The following is a 20,865-nucleotide window of genomic DNA, read 5'->3' on the forward strand; positions in this document are numbered from 1 at the left end:
CCCGGCGGAAGGCCGGGGCCCATCTCTCGAATGGCCTGTGACGTGCGCGAGTTGCTACAGCTCGGAGCTCGGCTCCTCGCTGGGGGCCCGGCCCGCGTACGCCTCGGCGAGGAGCTGTTCCTCGCTCGCGCCGAGCCGCCAGTAGCCGGTGAAACGCACCGAGCGGCGGTCGACGGATCGTTCCTGCACGAAGTGGCGGCGGGTCGCGCGCACGGTGCCCGCCTCACCCGCCAGCCAGACGTACGGGGCTTCGGCGGTCGGGACCTCCGCGGAGCGGAGCGCGTCCAGCACCCGGTCGGCGCGTTCGCGGCCGGTGCCCTCGCGCACGATCCAGGTGATGTCGGCTTTCGCGGCCGTCGACAGGGGCAGCCGGTCGTCCTCGTGTGGCACCTCGAACCAGGCCCGCACCGCGGTCCCCTCCGCCAGCCGCTCCAGGATCGCGGCCGCGGCCGGCAGGGCGGTCTCGTCCGCGTACATCCAGATCGCGTCGGCGGTCGCCGGCGGCTGGAACCGTACGGACTTGTTCTCCGCGACGGCCGGGCCGATCGCCAGGATCCGGCGGCCGGTCACCGCCCGCCCGGCCCAACGGGAGGCGGGCGACGCGTCTCCGTGGAGGACGAAGTCGATGTCGACCTCGTCCGCGCCCTCGGGCGTACGGCGCTGTTCGCGCACCGTGTAGGACCGCATCACCGGACGTTCCTCGTCAGGCATCCCGCGCCAGGCGCCGAACCAGGTGTCCTCGTCCGTGGACGGGAGCACGGTGTCCTCCCGGCCCTCGGGCGGCAGGAAGAGCGAGAGGCTCTGGTCGAAGCCGCCCGAGCGGAAGCCCGCGAGGGACCCACCCCCGAACGTGACGCGCAGGAACGAGTGGCCGAGGCGGCGGGTGCGCAGCACTTCGAGCTCGAAGAACCGGAAGTGCGCGGTCTCCGCTGCGGCGTCGGACGTGGCGGCCGCGTCGGCCGTGTCGGGCGCGGTGGCGGTCATGCGGTGGGTCCCCCCTGGGAGTGGTCCTGGTGCGGCGGTGGTCGGCCGGAGCCGCCGGGTCAGCCGACCTTCTTGGCGTTCTGGATGGACTTCGCGAGGTCCTCGAGGATCTGGGCGCACTTGGCGTACGAGTAGATCGGCTCGGTCACGCGCGGGGTGATCTGGCCAGCCTTGACGGCGGGCAGCTCGGCCCAGGTGGCCTTCGCCTTCAGCTCTTCCGGCTGCAGGGTGCCGGTGCGGTTGTCGAGCAGGACCACGTCGGCCTTGTACTTGCCGGCGTTCTCCCAGCTGAGGCTCTCGAAGAAGCCGCCCTCGTCCAGCTTCTCCGGGGTGACGAACTCGACGCCGAGGGACTTGAAGTACTTCAGGTCGGCCGAGGTGTCCGGGGTGGAGACGTAGAACAGGTCGGCGGAGCCCGAGCCCACGAGCACCTTGATGCCCGGGTTGGCCTTGGTGGCCTCGCGCACCTTCGCGGCGGCGGCCTCGAAGCGGGCCTTGGCGTCGACGGTGTTCTTGGCGTTCATGTCGGCGCCGAGGGACTTGGCGAGCTCGGCGGTCCGCTCCAGGGACTTGTCCATGGTGACGTTGCCGCCGACGCCGATCGCGGCGGCGGGGGCCAGCTTCAGGATCTTGTCCTTGGAGGCTTCCGGCACGTACCAGTAGGTTCCGTCCCAGGTGTTGGTGACCAGCAGGTCGGGCTGGAGGGCCGCGTACTTCTCGACGTTGAACTCGTCGTAGACGTTGCCGAGGATCTCCACCTTCGAGATGTCCATCGAGCCGGCCTGGACGTCGGGCTTGCCGTCGGCGGTCTTGGTCGGGCCGAAGACGCCCTTGACCGGGACGCCGTAGTCGTAGAGCGCGGCGGCGGTGCCGGTGAAGGCGACGATGTTCTTCGGCTTCGACTTGGTGTTGACGGCCTTGCCCAGGTCGTCCGTGAAGGACCAGGCGCCCGAGGTCGAGGAGCTCTTGTCGCCCGCACCGTCCTTCGCCTTGTCGGTGCCGCCGCACGCGGCGAGTGCCGCGACCAGGCCGAGGGCGCCGCCCGCCGCGATGATTCCGCGGCGGGTGAAGGGGGAGATGCGGGACTTGGGCATGTCGATGTCCGATTTCGTGCGTGCCGGTGGCCACTGGGCCGTTCGCAGGGAAGGTTAGCCTAACCTTGGCTGAAATTGGTAAGGGGGACCTAACTTTCCTCGCGATGTGTGCGGCGGCACACGCGGAGAGGGCCTCCCGTCGGTCACGGGAGGCCCTCTCCGTCAGTCGCGCCGGAGTGGATCCGGCTTCATCGGGGTGGTCGGATCAGAGCCCGTTGTCGACGGTGATGGTGGAGTTCTCGGTGCCGCAGGCGCTGGTCGCGCTCTGGTGGTTCGCGTCGCCCGAGTACGTCGCCAGCCACTTGTACTGACCCTGGTTGGCGGCGTTGATGTAGAAGGTGGTGTTGTTGGTCGAGGCCGTGCCGTTCGACAGCGTGCCGGTCCAGGTGCCCACCTTGTTGGTGCTGCAGTTGTTGTTGTTCGGGCCGTACAGGTCGAACGTGACGGTGCCGGTGGGCTGACCGCCGAACTGGGCCGAGACCGTGGCGGTGTCCTGGGGGAGGAACCGCTGCCGGGTGAGGATGTTCGAGGGGGCCTTGCCCACGGTCAGCGGCTCGTCGGTGCAGGCGCTCATCGCCGGCATGTTGTTGGCGTCACCGCTGTAGCTCGCCTGCCAGTAGAACGTGCCGATCTGGTTGAACTGCGCGGCCGCCGAGTTCGGGACGACCCCGTTGGTGACCGTCACCGGGCTGCCGACCTGGACCCTGTTCTGCGTGCAGGCCGAGTCCGTGTAGTAGGCGTACGTGACCGTGCCGCCGGCAGTGGCGGTCTGGCCGCTGAGGGAGGCCGAGTCGTGCACGAAGTCACCGATCGTGGCCGTGCTGATCGGGCTGCCCTGCGCGTTGAGGAGCTGGGTGTTGAGCGACGGCGCGGTCCTCGCGACCACGGTCGTCTCGTCGGAGTCCCGGCAGGAGGTGGCGGCCGGCTGGTTGTTCGCGTCGCCGGTGTACGAGGCGGTCCAGTAGTAGGTGCCTGCGGCCGTCGTGGTGAACCCCGGGGTGGTGGTGTACTGGCCGGGGCCGCTCACCGCGATGGGGCCGAAGCTCTGGACCAGCGTCGTGCAGGTCGAGTTGCTGTAGAGGTTGAAGGTGATGCTGCCGCCCGCGTTCGCGGAGGCGCCGCCCAGCGTCGCGGTGTCGTTGATGGTGTCACCGACCGTCGCCGTGGGCGTGGCGGAGGTGATCAGCGACGTGCAGTTGGTGATCTGGACCGGCTCGGGCGAGATGAAGTCCTTCAGCTCGGCGTTGAAGGAGTCCGAGGAGCGGCTCTTCACGTAGGCGGAGCCGAAGGTCGTGCAGGAGCCGCCCGACGGGAAGAGGGCGCTGTACGAGATCGCCGCCTCGCCGAACGTGAACGGGGCGAGGGCGGTCGTGCTGAGTCCGCCGGTCTGGTTGGCCGGGATCGAGGTGCTGTTGACCGAGCCCACCGCCAGCGGGTTCGCCGTACCGCTGATGACCGTCGGCGAACCCCAGGCCGAGCCGCTCCAGGTGCGGATGGAGATGGTCGGGACGGTGCCGCCGTTGGAGAGGTCGTACGTGATCAGCTTGTCGCCGATCGTGCGGACCGGGGTCTCCGGCGGCACGTTGGACCCGTTGTTCGCGCAGTTCGTCGGGACCTTCGTCAGGTCACAGAACTTCTGGTTCAGCTCGAAGTCCATGTTCGTGGTGCCCGACGGGTTGTTGACCCGCTGCCAGAACAGCTCCAGGAACTTCGGCGTCGTGTTCTGCTCCGTGAACACGCCGAAGTTCTTCAGGTCGCTCTTGTTCGGCGGGATCGAACCGAACACGATGGTCGGGTTCGGGTCGTCCTCCTTCGAGCCCTGACCGAAGGCGTCGTCGGTGTTTCCGCTGGGGCGGTCGGCCTTCACCAGGACGCCCGGGCGGAACGGGCTGTTGCTGCCGGCGGTGAGCCAGTCGATGCAGGAGGCGCCACCGTTGACGACCAGGTTCGCGTTGAGGTCGATCTCGAAGCGGCTGTTGTCGAGGGCGGTCGCCGTCGAGCAGAGCTGGACCGCGGCCAGCGCCTGGGCGTTCAGCGCCGCGGGCACCGTGAACGAGGCGGCGAGTGTCGCAGTGACGAGCGCTGCCCTGAGCCGACGCCTTCTCCGGGGCGGGGGCGGCTGCACGGAACTGATCACGCGGGTTCTCCTCATGTGTCGTGAGCCTGAGCGCGCCTTCTTCACGCCGGGGGCGGGCGGCGCGCAGCCAGGAAGCTAGCACCGGCATATTCCGCATACGCGACAACACTCGGTAAATCCTTGATCTCGTGATTAGTCACGCAATACGCACAAAAGCGGCCCGCGTGGGACGCGGGCCGCTCTGGGAAAGGGGCGGGATCAGCCGGCGAAGCCCAGCTCACGGGCGATCAGCATGCGCTGGACCTCGCTCGTGCCCTCGCCGATCTCCAGGATCTTCGAGTCCCGCCACATGCGCGCCACGGGGTACTCGTTCATGAACCCGTAGCCGCCGTGGATCTGCGTCGCCTCGCGGGCGTTGTCGACGGCGACCGTCGAGGAGTACAGCTTCGCGATGGCCGCCTCCTTCTTGAACGGCTCCCCGGCCACCAGCCGCGAGGCCGCGTCCCGCCAGCCCAGGCGGGCCATGTGGGCGCGCATCTCCATGTCGGCCAGCTTGAACTGGATCGACTGGTTGTCGCCGATCGCCCTGCCGAAGGCGTGCCGCTCCTTGGCGTACTTCACCGACTCGTCCACACAGCCCTGCGCGAGCCCGGTGGCCAGCGCCGCGATGGCGATGCGGCCCTCGTCGAGGATCCGCAGGAACTGGGCGTAACCGCGGCCCTCCTCGCCGACCAGGTTGGCGAGCGGGACCCGTACGTCGTCGAAGGACAGCTCGCGGGTGTCCGAGGAGTTCCAGCCGACCTTGGAGTAGGGGGCGGCCACCGTGAAGCCCGGGGTGCCGGACGGGACGATGATCGAGGAGATCTCCGGGCGGCCGTCCGCCTTGCGGCCCGTCACGGCGGTGACCGTGACCAGGCCGGTGATGTCGGTGCCCGAGTTGGTGATGAAGCACTTCGAGCCGTTGATGACCCACTCGTCGCCGTCGCGGACCGCGGTGGTGCGGGTGCCGCCCGCGTCGGAGCCCGCGCCGGGCTCGGTCAGGCCGAAGGCGCCCAGGATCTCGCCGGAGCACATCTTCGGCAGCCACTGCCGCTTCTGCTCCTCGGAGCCGAAGAGGTACAGGGGCATGGCGCCGAGGGAGACCCCGGCCTCCAGGGTGATGGCGACCGAGGAGTCGACCCGGGCCAGCTCCTCCAGGGCGATGCCGAGGGCGAGGTAGTCCCCGCCCATGCCGCCGTACTCCTCCGGGAAGGGCAGGCCGAACAGGCCCATGCGGCCCATCTCGGCGACGATCTCGTACGGGAACTCGTGCCGCTCGTACAGGTCGCCGATCTTCGGCGCGATCACGTCGTGCGCGAACGCCTCGACGGTACGGCGGAGTTCCTCGTGCTCGGGGGTGAGCCGGTGGTCGAGGGACATGTTCTCGTTACTCCTTGTGGGAGAGGGCGCGGACGGTACGGGAGGGGCTGGGGCGCCCCAGTTGTTCGGCCATCCACACGCTCGTGGCGGTGAGGGCGGCCAGATCGACCCCGGTCTCGATGCCGAGGCCGTCGAGCATCCACACCAGGTCCTCGGTCGCGAGGTTGCCGGTGGCGCTCTTCGCGTACGGGCACCCGCCGAGGCCGCCCGCGGAGGCGTCGACGGTGGTCACGCCGTGCTGGAGCGCGGCGAGGGTGTTGGACAGGGCCTGGCCGTAGGTGTCGTGGAAGTGCACGCCGATCCGGTCGGTCGTGACGCCCGCCTCGTTGAGCGAGCTCAGCAGCTCCTGGACGTGGCCGGGGGTGGCGACGCCGATGGTGTCGCCGAGGCTCAGCTCGTCACAGCCGAGGTCGAGCAGTGCCTTCGCGACGGAGACCACCTGGTGGACCGGGACGGGCCCCTCCCAGGGGTCGCCGAAGCACATGGACAGATAGCCCCGGACATGCGCCTTCCCCTCCTTCGCCCGGGCCACGACGGGCTCGAACATGGCGAGGGACTCGGCCACGGTCCGGTTCAGGTTCCGGGAGGCGAAGGTCTCGGTGGCCGAACCGAATACGGCGATACGGGTGGCCCCGAGCGCGAGCGCACGGTCCAGGCCGCGCTCGTTGGGCACGAGGACGGGCAGGTCGGCCCGCACGTCGCCGAGCATCGGGAAGAGCTGCTCGGCGTCGGCCAGCTGGGGCACCCACTTGGGGTGCACGAAGCTGGTGGCCTCGATGGTGGTGAGCCCGGCGGCGGCCAGGCGGTGGACGAACTCCGCCTTCACCTCGGTGGGCACGGCCGTCTTCTCGTTCTGGAGCCCGTCCCGGGCCCCTACCTCGTGGATCCGGACCCGGGCCGGGAGGCCGGGGGCCGGGACGTTCATGGGCAGCCGGTTCACGCGCCCTCCTCCTCGTCCGCGTCCGGGGTGACGACGGCCAGGACCTGGTCCATGGCGACGGTGGTGCCGGGCGAGACGTCCAGCTCGGTGACGGTGCCGGCGTGCGGGGCGGAGATGACGTGCTCCATCTTCATCGCCTCGACGACGAGCAGGCTCTGACCGGCCGTCACCTTGTCCCCGACGGCCACCTTGACGACGGTGACGGTGCCGGGCATGGGGGCGGCGAGGGTGTTGGCGCCGGACCCGGTCCCGCCGCGCAGGTTCGCCTCGACGGGGTCGTACGTCTGCACGTGCCAGGAGTCGGCGTCGCGGCCGAGCCAGGTCCCCTCCGGGGAGGTCGCGTGGCTGAAGGTGTGCGTGACGCCGTCGAGTTCGATGGTGACGCGGTCGGTGGTGCGGGCCACGATCCGGGCTCGCGCCGGTGCGCCGGGGCTCTGCCCCGGACCCCGCGCCTCGATCGCCGGCGAGGCTGGGTTTGCGCCGGTGCCGTCGGAGATCAGCAGCTCCGTCTCCGTACCCAGGGGGCGGGTGCGGACCTCCACCGGGTCCTGGCCCGGGAGGCGCAAGTGGTGCACCGTCCAGGCCGGGGTGCCGCCCAGGCGCCAGCCGCCGGCGGCGTCGAACGGATCGACCCACCTGTCCAGCCCGTCCGGGGCGGAGCCCCGGTTTCGGGAAGCGGCGGGGTGGGGGAGAGAAGCCTTCAGCAGTGCCGCCGCCGCGTACACCTCGGCCGGGGTGCCTTCGGGCAACAGGGTCGGGAGATCGCGCTCCACCAGCCCGGTGTCCAGGTCCCCCGACACCACGTCCGGGTGGGCCAGCAGCCGCCGCAGGAAACCGGCGTTGGTCTGGACACCCAGGATCACCGTGTCGGCCAGGGCGCCGCGCAGCAGGCGCAGCGCGGTGGCGCGGTCCGGCCCGTGGACGATGACCTTCGACAGCATCGGGTCGTACGTCGAGCCCACCGGCACGCCCGCCGTCAGGCCCGAGTCCGTACGGACCGCCCCGCCCGAAGGCTCCGACAGGGCCAGCACGGTGCCGCCGGACGGCAGGAACCCGCGCGCCGGGTCCTCCGCGCAGACGCGGGCCTCGATCGCGTGGCCGGTCAGCCGGATCTCGTCCTGCGTGACGGGCAGGGCCTCGCCGGAGGCGACCCGCAACTGCTGTTCCACCAGGTCCAGGCCGGTGATCAGCTCGGTCACCGGGTGCTCGACCTGGAGGCGGGTGTTCATCTCCATGAAGTAGTACGAGGACGGGTCGCCGCCCGGCACGATGAACTCCACCGTGCCCGCGCCGACGTACCCGCACGAGCGGGCCGCGTCGACCGCCGCCGCGCCCATCGCCGCGCGGGTCTTCTCGTCGAGCAGCACCGAGGGGGCCTCCTCGATGACCTTCTGGTGCCGGCGCTGGAGCGAGCACTCGCGCTCGCCCAGGTGCACCACGTTGCCGTGGGCGTCCGCCAGTACCTGGATCTCGATGTGCCGGGGCCGGTCGATCCACCGCTCCACCAGCAACGTGTCGTCGCCGAAGGAGGACTTCGCCTCGCGGCGGGCCGCCGCGATCTCCTCCGCCAGCACCGCCTCGTCGCGGACGAGCCGCATGCCCTTGCCGCCGCCGCCCGCCGAGGGCTTCAGGAGGACCGGCATGCCGATCTCCGAGGCGGCCGCGGCCAGTTCGGCGTCGGTCAGGCCGCTGCCCGAGGAGCCGGGGACCACGGGAACGCCCGCCGCCTTCACCGTCTCCTTGGCGCGGATCTTGTCGCCCATGAGGGAGATCGCGGAGGCGGGCGGCCCGATGAAGGCCAGCCCGGCCTCGGTGCAGGCGGCCGCGAAGGCCGCGTTCTCGGCGAGGAAGCCGTAGCCCGGGTGCACGGCCTCGGCGCCCGTCCGCTTCGCCGCGTCCAGGAGCTTCTCCACCGACAGGTAGCTCTCGGCGGCGGCCGCCGGGCCGATGCGGACGGCCGTGTCGGCCTCCCGTACGTGCCGTGCGTCCGCGTCCACGTCGCTGAAGACGGCCACGGAGCGGATGCCGAGCTCCCGCAGGGTGCGGATGACCCGTACCGCGATCTCGCCGCGGTTCGCGACCAGAACAGTGCTGAACATCAGTGAGGTCCTCACGTCACATACGGAAGATGCCGAAGCCCGAGTCGCCCAGCGGGGCGTTCGCGCACGCGGTCAGGGCCAGTCCCAGCACCTGCCGGGTCTCCATGGGGTCGATGACCCCGTCGTCCCACAGCCGCGCCGTGGCGTAGTACGCGTTGCCCTGCTCCTCGTACTGCGCGCGGACCGGGGCCTTGAAGGCCTCCTCGTCCTCGGCGGGCCACTCCTGGCCCGCGCCCTCGATCTGGTCGCGCTTGACCGTGGCGAGGACGGAGGCGGCCTGCTCGCCGCCCATCACGGAGATCTTGGCGTTGGGCCACATCCACAGGAAGCGCGGCGAGTACGCCCGGCCGCACATCGAGTAGTTGCCCGCGCCGTACGAGCCGCCGACGACGACCGTCAGCTTCGGCACCCGGGCGCAGGCCACGGCCGTGACCATCTTGGCGCCGTGCTTGGCGATGCCGCCCGCCTCGTAGTCGCGGCCGACCATGAAGCCCGAGATGTTCTGGAGGAAGAGGAGCGGGATGCCGCGCTGGTCGCACAGCTCGATGAAGTGGGCGCCCTTCTGCGCGGATTCGGAGAAGAGGATGCCGTTGTTCGCGATGATCCCGACGGGGTGGCCGTGGATCCGGGCGAAGCCGGTGACCAGCGTCTGTCCGTACTCGGCCTTGAACTCCTGGAAGCGGGAGCCGTCCACGATCCGCGCGATGATCTCGCGGGCGTCGTAGGGGGTGCGCGAGTCGACGGGGACCGCGCCGTACAGCCCGTACGGGTCCACCTTCGGCTCTTCCGGTGCCTCGACCGACCAGGGCAGCGCCCCGCGGTCGGGCAGGGTCGCCACGATGTTCCGTACGATCCGCAGCGCGTGCGCGTCGTCCTCCGCGAGGTGGTCGGTCACGCCCGAGGTCCGGGAGTGGACCTCGCCGCCGCCCAGCTCCTCGGCCGTGACCACCTCGCCGGTGGCGGCCTTCACCAGCGGCGGGCCGCCGAGGAAGATCGTGCCCTGGCCCCGGACGATGACGGCCTCGTCGCTCATCGCCGGTACGTACGCCCCGCCGGCCGTGCAGGAGCCGAGGACGGCCGCGATCTGCGGGATGCCGGCGCCCGACATGCGGGCCTGGTTGTAGAAGATGCGGCCGAAGTGCTCCCGGTCGGGGAAGACCTCGTCCTGCATGGGCAGGAAGGCGCCGCCCGAGTCGACCAGGTAGAGGCAGGGGAGACGGTTCTCCAGTGCCACCTCCTGCGCGCGCAGGTGCTTCTTGACGGTCATCGGGTAGTACGTGCCGCCCTTGACGGTGGCGTCGTTCGCGACGATCACGCACTCGCGGCCGCTGACCCGGCCGATGCCCGCGATGACCCCGGCCGCGGGGGCCGCGCCCCCGTACATGCCCTCGGCGGCCAGCGGGGCCAGCTCCAGGAAGGGGGATCCGGGGTCGAGGAGGGTGTCCACGCGGTCGCGCGGGAGGAGCTTCCCGCGGGCGGTGTGGCGGGCGCGTGCCTTCTCACCGCCACCGAGGCGGGCCGCTTCCAGCCGGGCGCGCAGGCCCTCGGCGAGTTCGCGGTGGGCGGCCTCGTTGGTCCGCCAGGCCTCGGACGCCGGGTCCGCGGCGGTCGTCAGCACTGGTGCCTGCTGCATCGGTCGAGCTCCCTTGCTCGGTCCACACTGTTAATGGTCGTTAACGTGTATGTGCCTTAGGTTAACGAGCGCTAACCGCCCTGTCTAGAATGGATTCCCATGAGCACCAGAGCGGCCGCACCGACCCGACGCGAGCAGATCCTCAGTGAGGCCGCCCGCCTCTTCGCCGCGCGCGGGTTCCACGGCGTCGGCGTCGACGAGATAGGGGCCGCGGTGGGCATCAGCGGCCCCGGCCTGTACCGGCACTTCGCGGGCAAGGACGCCATGCTCGCCGAACTGCTCGTCGGGATCAGCGAACGGCTGCTGACCGGCGGGCGCCGGCGCGCGGAGGAGACCGCCGGGGACCCGGCGGCCCTGCTGGCCTCCCTCATCGACGGGCACATCGACTTCGCCCTCGACGACCGGGCGCTGATCACCCTCCACGACCGCGAGCTCGAAAAGCTGCGGGAGGCCGACCGCAAGCTCGTACGGCAGCTCCAGCGCCAGTACGTCGAGCTGTGGGTGGACGTCGTGCGCCGGCTGCACCCCGAGGTCGGCGAGGCCGAGGTACGGGTCTCCGTGCACGCGGTGTTCGGTCTGCTGAACTCGACCCCGCACCTGGCGGCCCTCGGGCGGGAGGCGACGGAGGCCCTGCTGCGCCGGCTCGCGCACGGGGCGTTCGGGGCGCTGTCGGCATGAGCGGGCGCGGCCGGCTGTTCCGAAGATCGGGATGGACCCGCCGCTCGCGCCCGGGCGACGGCAGAATGGCCCGTATGCCGAAGCCGATAGAGACGCCGAGCCGTGCCGAACTCATAGACCATCTGGTCCGCACGCGGATCGCGGGACAGGTCGCGACCCCGCGCGAGAACAACCTGAGCCACTACCGCAAGCTCGCCAACGGCGACCGGCACTACTGGCTCGGCCTGGAGCTGGCCGACCGCTGGACGGACGAGCAGGACGTGCTCGCGGTGATGGCCGAGCGCGTCGGCGTGGTCGACGACCCCTCGTTCCGGGCCGGCCAGGACACCATCGACCCCGAACTGACCGTGGCCGGCCTGGACCGGATGGCGGCCAGGCTGCGGAAGGCGGCGCTGGACCGCCAGAGCGTGCTGTTCGCCACCGGGCACCCGGGCGGGCTGCTGGACGTCCACCGGGCGACGGCCGCGGCGCTGCGCGGCGCCGGCTGCGAGATCGTGGTCATTCCGGAGGGCCTGACCGCCGACGAGGGCTCGGTGTGGCAGTTCGCGGACGTCGCGGTGCTGGAGCGGGGCGCGACCCTGTGGCACACGCACTCGCCGGAGCCGATGGCAGCGATCCTGGACGCGCTGACGGCTTCGGGCCGCCCGCAGCCGGACCTCGTCGTCGCCGACCACGGCTGGGCGGGCTGCGCGGCGCAGCGCGGCCTGGACGCGGTGGGCTACGCGGACTGCAACGACCCGGCGCTGTTCCTCGGCGAGGCGGAGGGCACCCTCCAGGTGGCGGTCCCCCTGGACGACCACGTCCGCGACCCGCGCTTCTACGACCCGATGGTGGCGTATCTCCTCGCGGCGGCGGGCCTGCGGGACGCGTAGCCCTGCGGGCCGCCGCCGGGTGCGGCTCAAGGACCCGGGGCTCCGCCCCGCGCCCCCGCGCCTCAAACGCCGGCGGGGCTGGATTTTGGCTGATGCCGACTGTCCGTGTGCCGCAAGGATCCGGGGCTCCGCCCCGTAACCGCCCGGGCCGGGCTGGATTGCCCGGAGGGCAATTTCAGCCCCTCCGGCGTTTGAGGAGCGGGGTCCGGGGCGGAGCCCCGGCAGCGGCGCCGCACCGCACTTCGGCGGGCCTCCCGGGCTGTCAGTGGGGGTCGCTACCGTCGCGGCATGAGCGACCACCCGAACCGGCTGTCCGAGCTGGGCCCCAGGCCCCCCGGCCTGCCGGCCGGCAGCCTCGTCAGCCGCCCCGTCCGCCGGAGGCTACGTCGGGCCCGGACGGAGCCGTTGCTGTGGCTGTCCGACGAGCCGGTCGACGCGCCCGCCTCCGCGTACCCCGCGCCCGCAGGGTTCCAGGCCGTACTCCTCCACGACCAGACCGGGCCGGCGGACTGGTGGGAGACCGAGGCCCTGGAGCCGGCACGGGTGTCCGACCCCGACGACCACCACGTGGAGCCGGTGCTGCGGGAGTTCTGGAGCGCGGTGATCCCGGAGCCGGAGGAGGGCGAGGAGCAGGAGAACGAGGAGCTGATCGCCCCCTTCGGGCCGGCCTGGCCGGGCCTCGCGGCGGCGGGGTCCCCCGTCCGGGACCCGGAGGCGGCCGCCGCGGCGCTCGCCGCCGAGTGCATACGGGAAGGCTGGTTCGGCCGCCCCCGGCTCGCCCTGGTCCCGGCCCGCCGTGGCGCCGACGTGCCCGCCGAGCTCGGATGGGGCGGCCCCCTCAACCACGAGAACGACACGGCCCGGATCAGCGCCGTGCTGCGCTCCTGGGAGGACCGGTTCGGCGCCCGCGTCCTCGCCCTCGGCTTCGACCGCCTCGACCTGTACGTGGCGGCCCCGCCCCGCACCCTCGTCGAGGCGCTGCCGGTGGCCGCGGAGCACTTCGCGTTCTGCCCCGACAACGTCCGGCAGGGATCGGGCACGGTCAGGGCCTACGCCGAGGAGGCGCTGATCGGCAGGGACCACTGGTCGTTCTGGTGGGACTGACGGCGGTCGTCGCCGCCTCCGTCGTCGGGGTCAGGTACGCGGAACGCGTACGACGCCCTCCTGGATGACGGTGACCGCGAGGCGCCCGTCCTGGGTCCAGATGCGGGCCTGGCCGAGGCCCCGACCGGCGGCGGCCGAGGGGGACTCCTGGTCGTACAGCAGCCATTCGTCGGCGCGGAACGGCCGGTGGAACCACATCGCGTGGTCCAGCGAGGCCCCGACCACGTCGCCGACGGCCCAGCCGCCCCGCCCGTGGGCGAGCAGCACCGAGTCGAGCAGGGTCATGTCGGAGACGTACGTGGCCAGGCAGGTGTGCAGCAGCGGATCGTCGCTGTCCAGCTTGTCGGCCGTGCGGAACCACACCTGCGTGTGCGGTTCGATGGGCTCGCCGACGCTGCCCCAGGGCGGGGTCGTCGCGTACCGCAGGTCCACCGCGCCGCGCGCCTCGATCAGCCGCTCCACCACACCGGGGTCGCGGAAGACGTCCCGGTACTCGGGCAGGGACTGCTCGGCCGTCGGCAGCGACTCCGGGTCCGGGGCGGCGGGCATCGCGGCCTGGTGGTCGAGGCCCTCCTCGTACGTCTGGAACGACGCCGAGAGGTGGAAGATCGGCTGGCCGTGTTGGACGGCGACGACCCGGCGGGTGGTGAAGGAGCGCCCGTCGCGGATCCGGTCCACCGTGTAGACGATGGGCGCGCCCGTGTCGCCGGTGCGCAGGAAGTACGAGTGCAGCGAGTGCGCGGTGCGGTCCCCGGGCACGGTCCGGCCGGCCGCGACCAGTGCCTGGGCCGCGACCTGACCACCGAAGACGCGCGGTACCAGCGAAGGGCGGCTGGTACCGCGGAAGATGTTCTCCTCGATCTGCTCCAGGTCGAGCAGATCGAGGAGCGTCGTCAGTGCCTCGTTCATGGTCTGCAAGGGTAAGTGTCCTCACCAATAATCTCGCCCGGAGTGGCCTGCCAGGTTGTGGACGAAACGCATCCAGAACTGATCTGTTGGATGCCATCCCCAGTCAAATACGGGCGTTCTCGTTTGATTCTGGTACATCGCCACAGGACTTCGGGCTGTGCTTCTACGGTCTTGTCCGTGCAACTTCGCTACAACTACCGGGTGTATCCGGATGCTTCCCAGCGTCGCCGGCTCGCGCAGGCATTCGGGTGTGCTCGTGTGGTGTGGAACGACTGCCTGCGCGCCCGCAGGGAGGCGTATGCGGCCGGTATGCCATATGTGACATCGTCGGAGCTGTCCAAGGTCCATGTAACCCAGGCCAAGCGCACCAAGGAGCGGGCCTGGCTCGCAGACGTATCGTCCGTAGTGCTCCAACAGTCCTTCCGTGACCTGGAAGCTGCCTTCAAGAACTTCTACGACTCGATCGCAGGCAAGCGCAAAGGTCGAAGGGTCGGGCCGCCACGTTTCAAGTCAAGGAAGGACGCGCGGCAGTCCATTCGTCTCAGCACGAATGCGTTCAGCTTGAAGCCCAACGGCCGCGTCTACGTGGCCAAGGTCGGTGACCTGAAGGTCAAGTGGTCCCGTCTGTTGCCAACCGTGCCGTCCTCCCTGACGATCACCAAGGATTCGTCCGGCCGGTACTTCGCCAGCTTCGTCGTGGACGCCGGCTTCGATCCGGTGGCCGAGAACGATGCCGAGGTCGGTATCGACCTCGGCCTGACGACCTTCGCCGTGCTCTCCGACGGCACCAAGATCTCTTCGCCCAGGATTCTGCGTCGGGCAGAGAAGAAGCTCAAGCGACTTCAGCGAGACCTGTCGAGGAAGGTGAAGGGGTCGAGGAACCGGGCCAAGGCGCGGATTAAGGTGGCACGGCAGCATGCCCGGGTGGCCGACCGGCGCAGGGACTGGCATCACAAGACGTCTACACAGATCATTCGCGACAACCAAGCGGTGTATGTGGAAGACCTTGCCGTGTATGCCCTCGGTCGCACTCGGCTGGCGAAGTCGGTTCATGACGCCGGATGGTCGGCGTTCGTAAACATGCTGGAGTACAAGGCCGTCAAGCACGGCCGGCACTTCGGGAAGGTCGGTCGCTTCGAGCCGACCTCCCAGACGTGTTCGACTTGTGGGTATCGGGACGGCCCCAAACCCCTCCATGTCCGTCAATGGACATGCAAGGAGTGCGGGGCCGTACACGACCGTGACGAGAACGCAGCGCACAACACCCTGGCCGCCGGACGGGCGGACAGGCTAAACGCCTCGTCGAGCGCAGGTAAGACCCGGGCGGGAATCCGGGCTCAGCGCGTAGAAGCAGGAAGCCGCCCACTCGGCCACCCGGCCGGGGTGGGAACCCCTGGCCATTCGGCCAGGGGGCACGTCAAAGCCCCATGGACTTCGCGATGATGGACTTCATGATCTCGCTGGTGCCGCCGTAGATGCGGTTGACGCGGTTGTCGGCGTACAGGCGGGCGATCGGGTACTCGTTCATGTAGCCGTAGCCACCGTGCAGCTGGAGGCAGCGGTCGATGACGCGGTGGGCGACCTCGGTGCAGAACAGCTTGGCGCTGGCGGCCTCGGCCGGGGTCAGCTCGTGGGCGTCCAGGGCCTCCAGGGCGCGGTCGGCGACGGCCTGGGCCGCGTCCACCTCGGCCTGGCAGGCGGCCAGTTCGAACTTGGTGTTCTGGAAGTGCGAGACCGGCTTGCCGAAGACGGTGCGGTCCGTGACGTACTGCTGGGCGAACCGGACGGCCGCGGCGGCCTGGGCGTACGCGCCGAAGGCGATGCCCCAGCGCTCGGACGCCAGGTTGTGGCCGAGGTAGTAGAAGCCCTTGCCCTCTTCGCCGAGCAGGTCCTCGACGGGCACCTTCACGTCGACGAACGCCAGCTCGGCGGTGTCGGAGGTCTTCAGGCCGAGCTTGTCCAGCTTGCGGCCGATGGAGTAGCCCTCGGACTTGGTGTCCACGGCGAAGAGGGAGATGCCGAAGCGGCGGTCCTCGGCCGACGGGGCGGAGGTGCGGGCGCAGACGATCACGCGGTCGGCGTGGACGCCGCCGGTGATGAAGGTCTTGGAGCCGTTGAGGACGTAGTGCGTGCCGTCCTCGGAGAGCTTGGCGGTGGTCTTCATGCCCGCGACGTCGGAGCCGGTGCCCGGCTCGGTCATCGCGAGGGCCCACATCTCCTCACCGGAGACGAACTTCGGGAGGAAACGCTTCTTCTGCTCGTCGTCGGCGAGCATCTTGATGTAGGGCAGGGCGAGCAGCACGTGCACGCCGGAGCCGCCGAAGTTGACGCCCGCGCGCGAGGTCTCTTCGTAGAGGACGGCCTCGAACTTGTGGGTGTCCAGGCCCGCGCCGCCGAACTCCTCGGGTACGTTGATGCCGAAGACGCCCAGCTCGCCGAGCTTGTAGTAGAAGTCGCGCGGCGCCTGGCCCGCGGCGAACCACTCGTCGTAGACGGGGACGACCTCGGCCTCGATGAAGGCGCGGATGGTCTCGCGGAACGCCTCGTGGTCCTCGTTGAACACCGTACGGCGCACGGCCGGCTCCCTTCGGTCGCGGCAGTCCGCCGCCTGAATCTAAGCGCTTGCTCAGAATAAGTTACCGGCGAGTTGTCCCCGCTGTCCAGAGTGCGGTACGCCACTGCGCGACGGGGATCAGCCGAGCACCGGCACGCCGAGCCGGTCCAGCAGCCCGTGGAGGCGGGCGGCGGGCAGGTTCGGGTTGGCCGCGGCGCCCTCGGCAGTCGCCGGGTCCTCCAGGAGCGACGCGAGGAGCTCGGCGGGGAGCAGCGGACTCGCGGCGGCGGCCCTGCGTACGCGGGCCTCCGGATCGGCGAGGAGCCGTAGGGGCGGCTCGGCCGCCGTGACGTCGGAGGCGGCCAGCGCGCGGACCTCCGCGTCCTCGTGGTCCAGGAGGTGCCCGAGCCCGGTACGGGGCAGGTTCGGCAGCGTCATCAGGTGCGGGCGCTGCGGGGGGTGGGTGAGGAAGCTGTCGAGCACGAGCGCGGGAGGGGCGAGCGGGTGGTGACAGGCCAGCGCGTGCCGCACCTCCGGATCCGGGTCCGCGGCCAGCGCCTCCACCAGCTCGGCGGGGAGCAGCCGGTAGGTGGCGGCGATCCGGCGCATGGGCGCGTACTCGGAGCGGGCGCGGTCGGTGTACCAGTCGCCCTCCTGCTCCAGGTATCCGTCGACGATGGCACAGGCGCAGCCGAAGCTGTGGAAGACGGCGTGGTCGAGGACGTCGCGCTGGGCCCAGGTGCGGGGCAGCGGGTGGATCCGTGCGCGCGTGCGCACCTTCTCGTCGAGGTCCTCGGCCAGCTCCGCCAGGAGCGCCGGGTCGATGTCGGCACGGGCCGCCACGGCCGCGCGGACCTCGGGATCGGGGTCCCGGGCGAGGCGGGCCACGGCGTCGGCGGGGGTGCGGCGGTTGTAGGCCAGCTCGTAGAGGTTCCGGCGTTCGGCCAGACAGGCCTCGATCACCCGCCGGGACACTGCGCAGTTCATGAGCAGGTCCGACCGGTGGTGGCCGTCCTGCTCGGGCAGCTCGGCCGCCATGGCCTCGGCGTCGAGGCGGTGGGAGGCGCGGTGCGCGGCCCCGTGCGCGGCCTCGCGTACGACGGGGTCCGGATCGGCCAGGAGGGCCGTGCGCTGCGCGGGGGTCAGGACCCCCCACGAGTAGGTCGCGTAGACCCGGAGCGCGGGGTCCGCGTGCTCGGGCAGCCGGCGGCGGAAGGGCAGCGGTATCTGCCGGGAGGCCTCAAGCTCCCAGCAGATCTCGTTCGCGGTGACGTGCGTGTTGAGGGCCGGATCGTTCTGCGCGGTCAGCAGGGCCTCGATGACCTCGTCGGGCAGCGGGCGGATCCTGCCCGACCGGAGCCGGGGACCCCCGGCGAGCGTGCCGCGCACCAGCGAGTCCCGGTCGTGCACGAGCCGGCCGCGCTGGGCGGGATCGGCATGGGGGTTGCGGGCGAAGGCGCGGCGGACCGCACGCTCGGGGTGGGCGAGCACCGCGTCGACGACGGCCGGGGGCAGGTCGCGCTCCTCGCAGAGGACCGTCCAGACCTCGCGGGCGGCCGGGTCGAGGAGCCGTACGAGGACGTCCGGCGGAGCGGCCGCATTGGAGGCGATGCCGCGCAGCCAGGGCTCGCGGAGCCGGTGCTCGCGGAGCGGTTCGGGACGCTGTTCGGGGAGGTCGGAGGGCATCGGGACATCGTCGCAGCGGTGACGGCCGGCCCGCGAGGGCTTTGTGCGGTCGCCGTGGGCGCACGCTTCGTGCGGGGGCGTGGGCACGACGAGGCAGGGCCTCCCGGCGCCGCTCGGAGGGGTTCGCCTCCCACGAGCGGGCCGAGAGGCCCTGCCTTCGGCCCGGGGCCGAACGTCAGAACACGACGGTGCCCTCCGGCGGGATCACGACGTCGCCGAGGTTCTTGAAGAGGATGTCGGTGCCGCCCTGCTGGATGTGGAGGACGACGTTGTCGTACTCGACCCGGGTGAGGTTGACGGTCCAGTTCCCGTTGGGGCACACGTCCCGCGAGTTGGGAGCCTCCGGGATCGGGAGGTTCACGTTGGTGAAGGTGATCTGGCCGTTGCGCGGGTTGAAGTTCCTCGTGGGGCCGACCACGGTGTTGAACTCGGTGCCCTGGCCGGGAGCGGTGTTGCCACCCCGGTTCACGCAGATGTACTCGGCCTGGACGGAATCCGCCGTGAGGAAGGCGGCGGTGGGGCGGTTGCCCAGACCGGCCGCCTTGCCGCTGCACGTGAGGCCCGAGGTGAGCGACTTCGTGCAGGTGATCGCCCCGATGAAGTGTTCGCCCTGGGCGGTGGCCGTCACCGTGCCGGCGGCACTGGCGACGAGAGTGAGGAGCGCGGTCGCGAGGACGCGTCGCATGGAATCTCCGTTTCGGTGGAGGCTGAGACGAGTGCGCGACGGGCCTCCGGGCCACGTCGCGGACTCAGCCATGTCACGCCGGCAGCGGAGCCATGCGCGGGTTGAGGTGTCCGGCGTACGGATGGCGCCGGTGGGGGTGACACCGTCGGCGAGTCTGCGCGGGCCGCTCACCCCTCCGGGGCCTGGCGGAGCGCGAACCAGAGCTCCATGCGGGTGTCCGGGTCGTCGAGGTCGCGGTCCAGGAGGGCGGCGCAGCGGGCGATGCGCTGGCGGACCGTGTTGCGGTGGACTCCGAGGGCGGCGGCGGTGCGGTCCCAGCTGCCGTGGTGGGCCAGCCAGGTGCGCAGGGTGGCGCGGAGGGTCGGGTTCAGCGGGGCCAGGAGGGCCTCGGCGTGCGCGCGGGCCTCGGCCTCGCCGACCAGCCCCGCGAATCCGCGGTCCGCGTGCCGGGCGAGCGGGGTGCGGGCGGCCTCGGCGCGCTGGAGCGCGCGCCGGGCCTGGGCGTCGGCGGCCGCCAGGGCCTCCGGGCCGGCCGGGGCGCTCACCCCCAGGCGCCACCCCGACTGCGGGGCGGGCTCCCGCTCGGTGAGCAGGCGTACGTCGTCCCCGCGCGGGTCCAGCAGTACGGTTCCCAGCGCGGCCGCCAGGACGTGCGGGTCGGCGGCGCCGCGGGCGTGGACGACGTACCAGGGCCCGGGGGTGATGGCCTGTGCCGGGTCACCGCCGAGGAGGAGCCGGGTGAGTGCGGCGGCCTCCGAACCGGCCGGGCGACGCGCGGTGAGCAGGCTCAGCAGCACGACCGCGACGGAGGCGATGGTGTGGTCGCCGGGGGTGCGGGCGGGGGTGGCCAGTACGAGCACGTGTCCGCCGCCGACGGCGTAGGCGGCGAGGTGCGTCCCGCCGAGGGTGTCGGTGGCCGTCGCGACGCCCCCGCGCCCCACCCGCTCCGCGAGCGCGGCCAGCGCCCCGAGTACCTCCTCCCCGGGCTGGAACCCGCCCCCCGCCGACGCCGGTGCCCTGGCCGGGCGGAACCCGGGAACCAGTACGACCCCGCCCCGCTCCCCGGCCCCGGTCGCGCCCTCCCGGTGTCCCCTGCCCGCCCCGGTGCCCGCCCCGGTGCCCGCCCCGGCCCCGGCGCCCGCGCCTGCCCCGGTTCCGGTTCCGGCGCCTGCCCCGGTTCCGGCGCCCGCGCCTGCCCCGGTTCCGGTTCCGGCGCCTGCCCCGGTTCCGGCGCCCGCGCCTGCCCCGGTTCCGGCGCCCGCGGCCGTCCAGGGGCTCGTGGCCGTGTCCGTCCCGGCCCCGGCAGCCGCGCCGGCGCCCTCGTCGGCGACGGTCTCGGCGCCCGCCTGGGTCCTGGCGCCGGTGCCCCCGCCCGGGTTGGTGCCCGCCCCCCGGCCGGTGCCCGTGCCCGGCCGGGAGCCGGTTGCCGCCCCCGCTTCCTGGGTCAGCAGGGCAGCCCACCCGCCCAGGCTCGTCGCGAGGCGGGACAGGACCGCCGGGACCGGATCGGGGCGGGCCGCGGCCGCCGCCAGGGACTGCTGGGCTTCGGTCACCCGGCGCAGCTCACGGGTGCGGGCCTGCGCCATCAGCCGCCAGACGGCGCGGGCGACCGCCGTGAACGGGGTCCGCGGCGGCACCTCCAGCAGCGGCAGCCCGTACCGGTCGCAGGCGTCGAGCAGGGCCTGCGGCACGACCTCGTGCACGGGCGTCACCCCGAACCCGAGCGCCGCCGCCCCGGCCCGCGCGAGCCGCTCCACGTACTCGGCGGCATCAACCCCGGCAGCCCCGGCCCCGGCCTCCGCGAGGCCCGCCAGGTCCGTGCCCGCCGTCAGCAGGAGCTCGCCGCCCAGCAGGTAGGGGGACGGGTCCGCCATCTCCGAGGCGTGGACGCCGTGGACGTCCACCTCGGCGATGCCCCCCGGGCCCGGGCCCGCGCCCGCCAGCAGTCGCAGGCCCAGTTCCTCCGTGCCCAGCAGCGCGGCGAGTCGCACCGGCTCCGTCGGCGGCGTGGGCCGCGTGCCCGATCGCTCCGCATCACCGGGGGACGGCCGCATGGATACTCCGTACAGGTCGAGAAGGGGCAGTGGATAAAACGTACACTTCGCGCCCCATCGGCATCCGCTTACGCTCG

At 71.9% G+C, this 20,865-nt stretch carries 16 protein-coding genes; 4 read left to right on the forward strand and 12 right to left on the reverse strand.

Annotated features, from left to right (window positions below):
* Positions 1 to 54 precede the first annotated feature (54 nt).
* The 7 genes from ACFYYJ_RS28630 to ACFYYJ_RS28660 all read right to left on the reverse strand — a co-directional run bounded on the left by ACFYYJ_RS28630 (position 55) and on the right by ACFYYJ_RS28660 (position 10,246).
* Complete coding sequence (locus ACFYYJ_RS28630) at positions 55 to 984, reverse strand: siderophore-interacting protein (RefSeq protein ID WP_389136644.1); 930 nt, start codon at positions 982 to 984, stop codon at positions 55 to 57.
* A gap of 59 nt (positions 985 to 1,043) precedes the next feature.
* Complete coding sequence (locus ACFYYJ_RS28635; RefSeq protein WP_385363386.1) at positions 1,044 to 2,078, reverse strand: ABC transporter substrate-binding protein; 1,035 nt, start codon at positions 2,076 to 2,078, stop codon at positions 1,044 to 1,046.
* A 205-nt stretch (positions 2,079 to 2,283) separates the two neighbouring features.
* The gene (locus ACFYYJ_RS28640) at positions 2,284 to 4,215 is read right to left on the reverse strand and encodes a hypothetical protein (RefSeq protein ID WP_389136648.1); all 1,932 of its coding nucleotides are present in this window, start codon (positions 4,213 to 4,215) and stop codon (positions 2,284 to 2,286) included.
* Between the two features lie 198 nt (positions 4,216 to 4,413).
* Positions 4,414 to 5,574, reverse strand: a complete 1,161-nt coding sequence (locus ACFYYJ_RS28645) for an acyl-CoA dehydrogenase family protein (protein ID WP_385363383.1) — start codon at positions 5,572 to 5,574, stop codon at positions 4,414 to 4,416.
* A gap of 7 nt (positions 5,575 to 5,581) precedes the next feature.
* The gene (locus ACFYYJ_RS28650; protein ID WP_385124883.1) at positions 5,582 to 6,499 is read right to left on the reverse strand and encodes a hydroxymethylglutaryl-CoA lyase; all 918 of its coding nucleotides are present in this window, start codon (positions 6,497 to 6,499) and stop codon (positions 5,582 to 5,584) included.
* 11 nt (positions 6,500 to 6,510) lie between these two features.
* Positions 6,511 to 8,613: an acetyl/propionyl/methylcrotonyl-CoA carboxylase subunit alpha gene (locus ACFYYJ_RS28655; protein ID WP_389136652.1), complete on the reverse strand. Its 2,103-nt coding sequence runs from the start codon at positions 8,611 to 8,613 to the stop codon at positions 6,511 to 6,513.
* 16 nt (positions 8,614 to 8,629) lie between these two features.
* Positions 8,630 to 10,246, reverse strand: a complete 1,617-nt coding sequence (locus ACFYYJ_RS28660) for a carboxyl transferase domain-containing protein (protein ID WP_385124874.1) — start codon at positions 10,244 to 10,246, stop codon at positions 8,630 to 8,632.
* 99 nt (positions 10,247 to 10,345) lie between these two features.
* On the opposite strand from ACFYYJ_RS28660, the gene ACFYYJ_RS28665 reads away from it, so the two are divergent.
* From ACFYYJ_RS28665 to ACFYYJ_RS28675, 3 genes are all read left to right on the forward strand, one after another.
* Positions 10,346 to 10,924, forward strand: a complete 579-nt coding sequence (locus ACFYYJ_RS28665; protein ID WP_384596349.1) for a TetR/AcrR family transcriptional regulator — start codon at positions 10,346 to 10,348, stop codon at positions 10,922 to 10,924.
* A gap of 65 nt (positions 10,925 to 10,989) precedes the next feature.
* Complete coding sequence (locus ACFYYJ_RS28670; RefSeq protein WP_389136656.1) at positions 10,990 to 11,796, forward strand: phosphatase; 807 nt, start codon at positions 10,990 to 10,992, stop codon at positions 11,794 to 11,796.
* A 288-nt stretch (positions 11,797 to 12,084) separates the two neighbouring features.
* Positions 12,085 to 12,900: a DUF4253 domain-containing protein gene (locus ACFYYJ_RS28675; RefSeq protein WP_389136658.1), complete on the forward strand. Its 816-nt coding sequence runs from the start codon at positions 12,085 to 12,087 to the stop codon at positions 12,898 to 12,900.
* Positions 12,901 to 12,930: 30 nt separating this feature from the next.
* Here ACFYYJ_RS28675 and ACFYYJ_RS28680 read toward each other — a convergent pair whose 3' ends face one another.
* On the reverse strand, positions 12,931 to 13,809 hold the full coding sequence (locus ACFYYJ_RS28680; protein WP_385364302.1) for an acyl-CoA thioesterase: 879 nt from the start codon (positions 13,807 to 13,809) through the stop codon (positions 12,931 to 12,933).
* Positions 13,810 to 13,986: 177 nt separating this feature from the next.
* On the opposite strand from ACFYYJ_RS28680, the gene ACFYYJ_RS28685 reads away from it, so the two are divergent.
* Positions 13,987 to 15,252: an RNA-guided endonuclease InsQ/TnpB family protein gene (locus tag ACFYYJ_RS28685; RefSeq protein WP_389136661.1), complete on the forward strand. Its 1,266-nt coding sequence runs from the start codon at positions 13,987 to 13,989 to the stop codon at positions 15,250 to 15,252.
* Here the strand turns inward: ACFYYJ_RS28685 and ACFYYJ_RS28690 are convergent.
* The 4 genes from ACFYYJ_RS28690 to ACFYYJ_RS28705 all read right to left on the reverse strand — a co-directional run bounded on the left by ACFYYJ_RS28690 (position 15,227) and on the right by ACFYYJ_RS28705 (position 20,788).
* Positions 15,227 to 16,384, reverse strand: coding sequence for an acyl-CoA dehydrogenase family protein (locus ACFYYJ_RS28690; protein WP_385133981.1), 1,158 nt, complete (start codon positions 16,382 to 16,384; stop codon positions 15,227 to 15,229). The two genes, ACFYYJ_RS28685 and ACFYYJ_RS28690, sit on opposite strands and share 26 nt — an antisense overlap.
* Positions 16,385 to 16,501: 117 nt before the next feature.
* Positions 16,502 to 18,049, reverse strand: a complete 1,548-nt coding sequence (locus tag ACFYYJ_RS28695; RefSeq protein ID WP_389136663.1) for a hypothetical protein — start codon at positions 18,047 to 18,049, stop codon at positions 16,502 to 16,504.
* A 175-nt stretch (positions 18,050 to 18,224) separates the two neighbouring features.
* Positions 18,225 to 18,734 (reverse strand): hypothetical protein, encoded by a 510-nt coding sequence (locus ACFYYJ_RS28700; RefSeq protein ID WP_385133977.1) that lies wholly within the window; start codon positions 18,732 to 18,734, stop codon positions 18,225 to 18,227.
* Between the two features lie 167 nt (positions 18,735 to 18,901).
* Positions 18,902 to 20,788 (reverse strand): helix-turn-helix domain-containing protein, encoded by a 1,887-nt coding sequence (locus ACFYYJ_RS28705; protein WP_389136666.1) that lies wholly within the window; start codon positions 20,786 to 20,788, stop codon positions 18,902 to 18,904.
* Positions 20,789 to 20,865: the final 77 nt, after the last annotated feature.

The organism is Streptomyces sp. NPDC002467 (genome assembly GCF_042889825.1).
Lineage (GTDB): Bacteria > Actinomycetota > Actinomycetes > Streptomycetales > Streptomycetaceae > Streptomyces.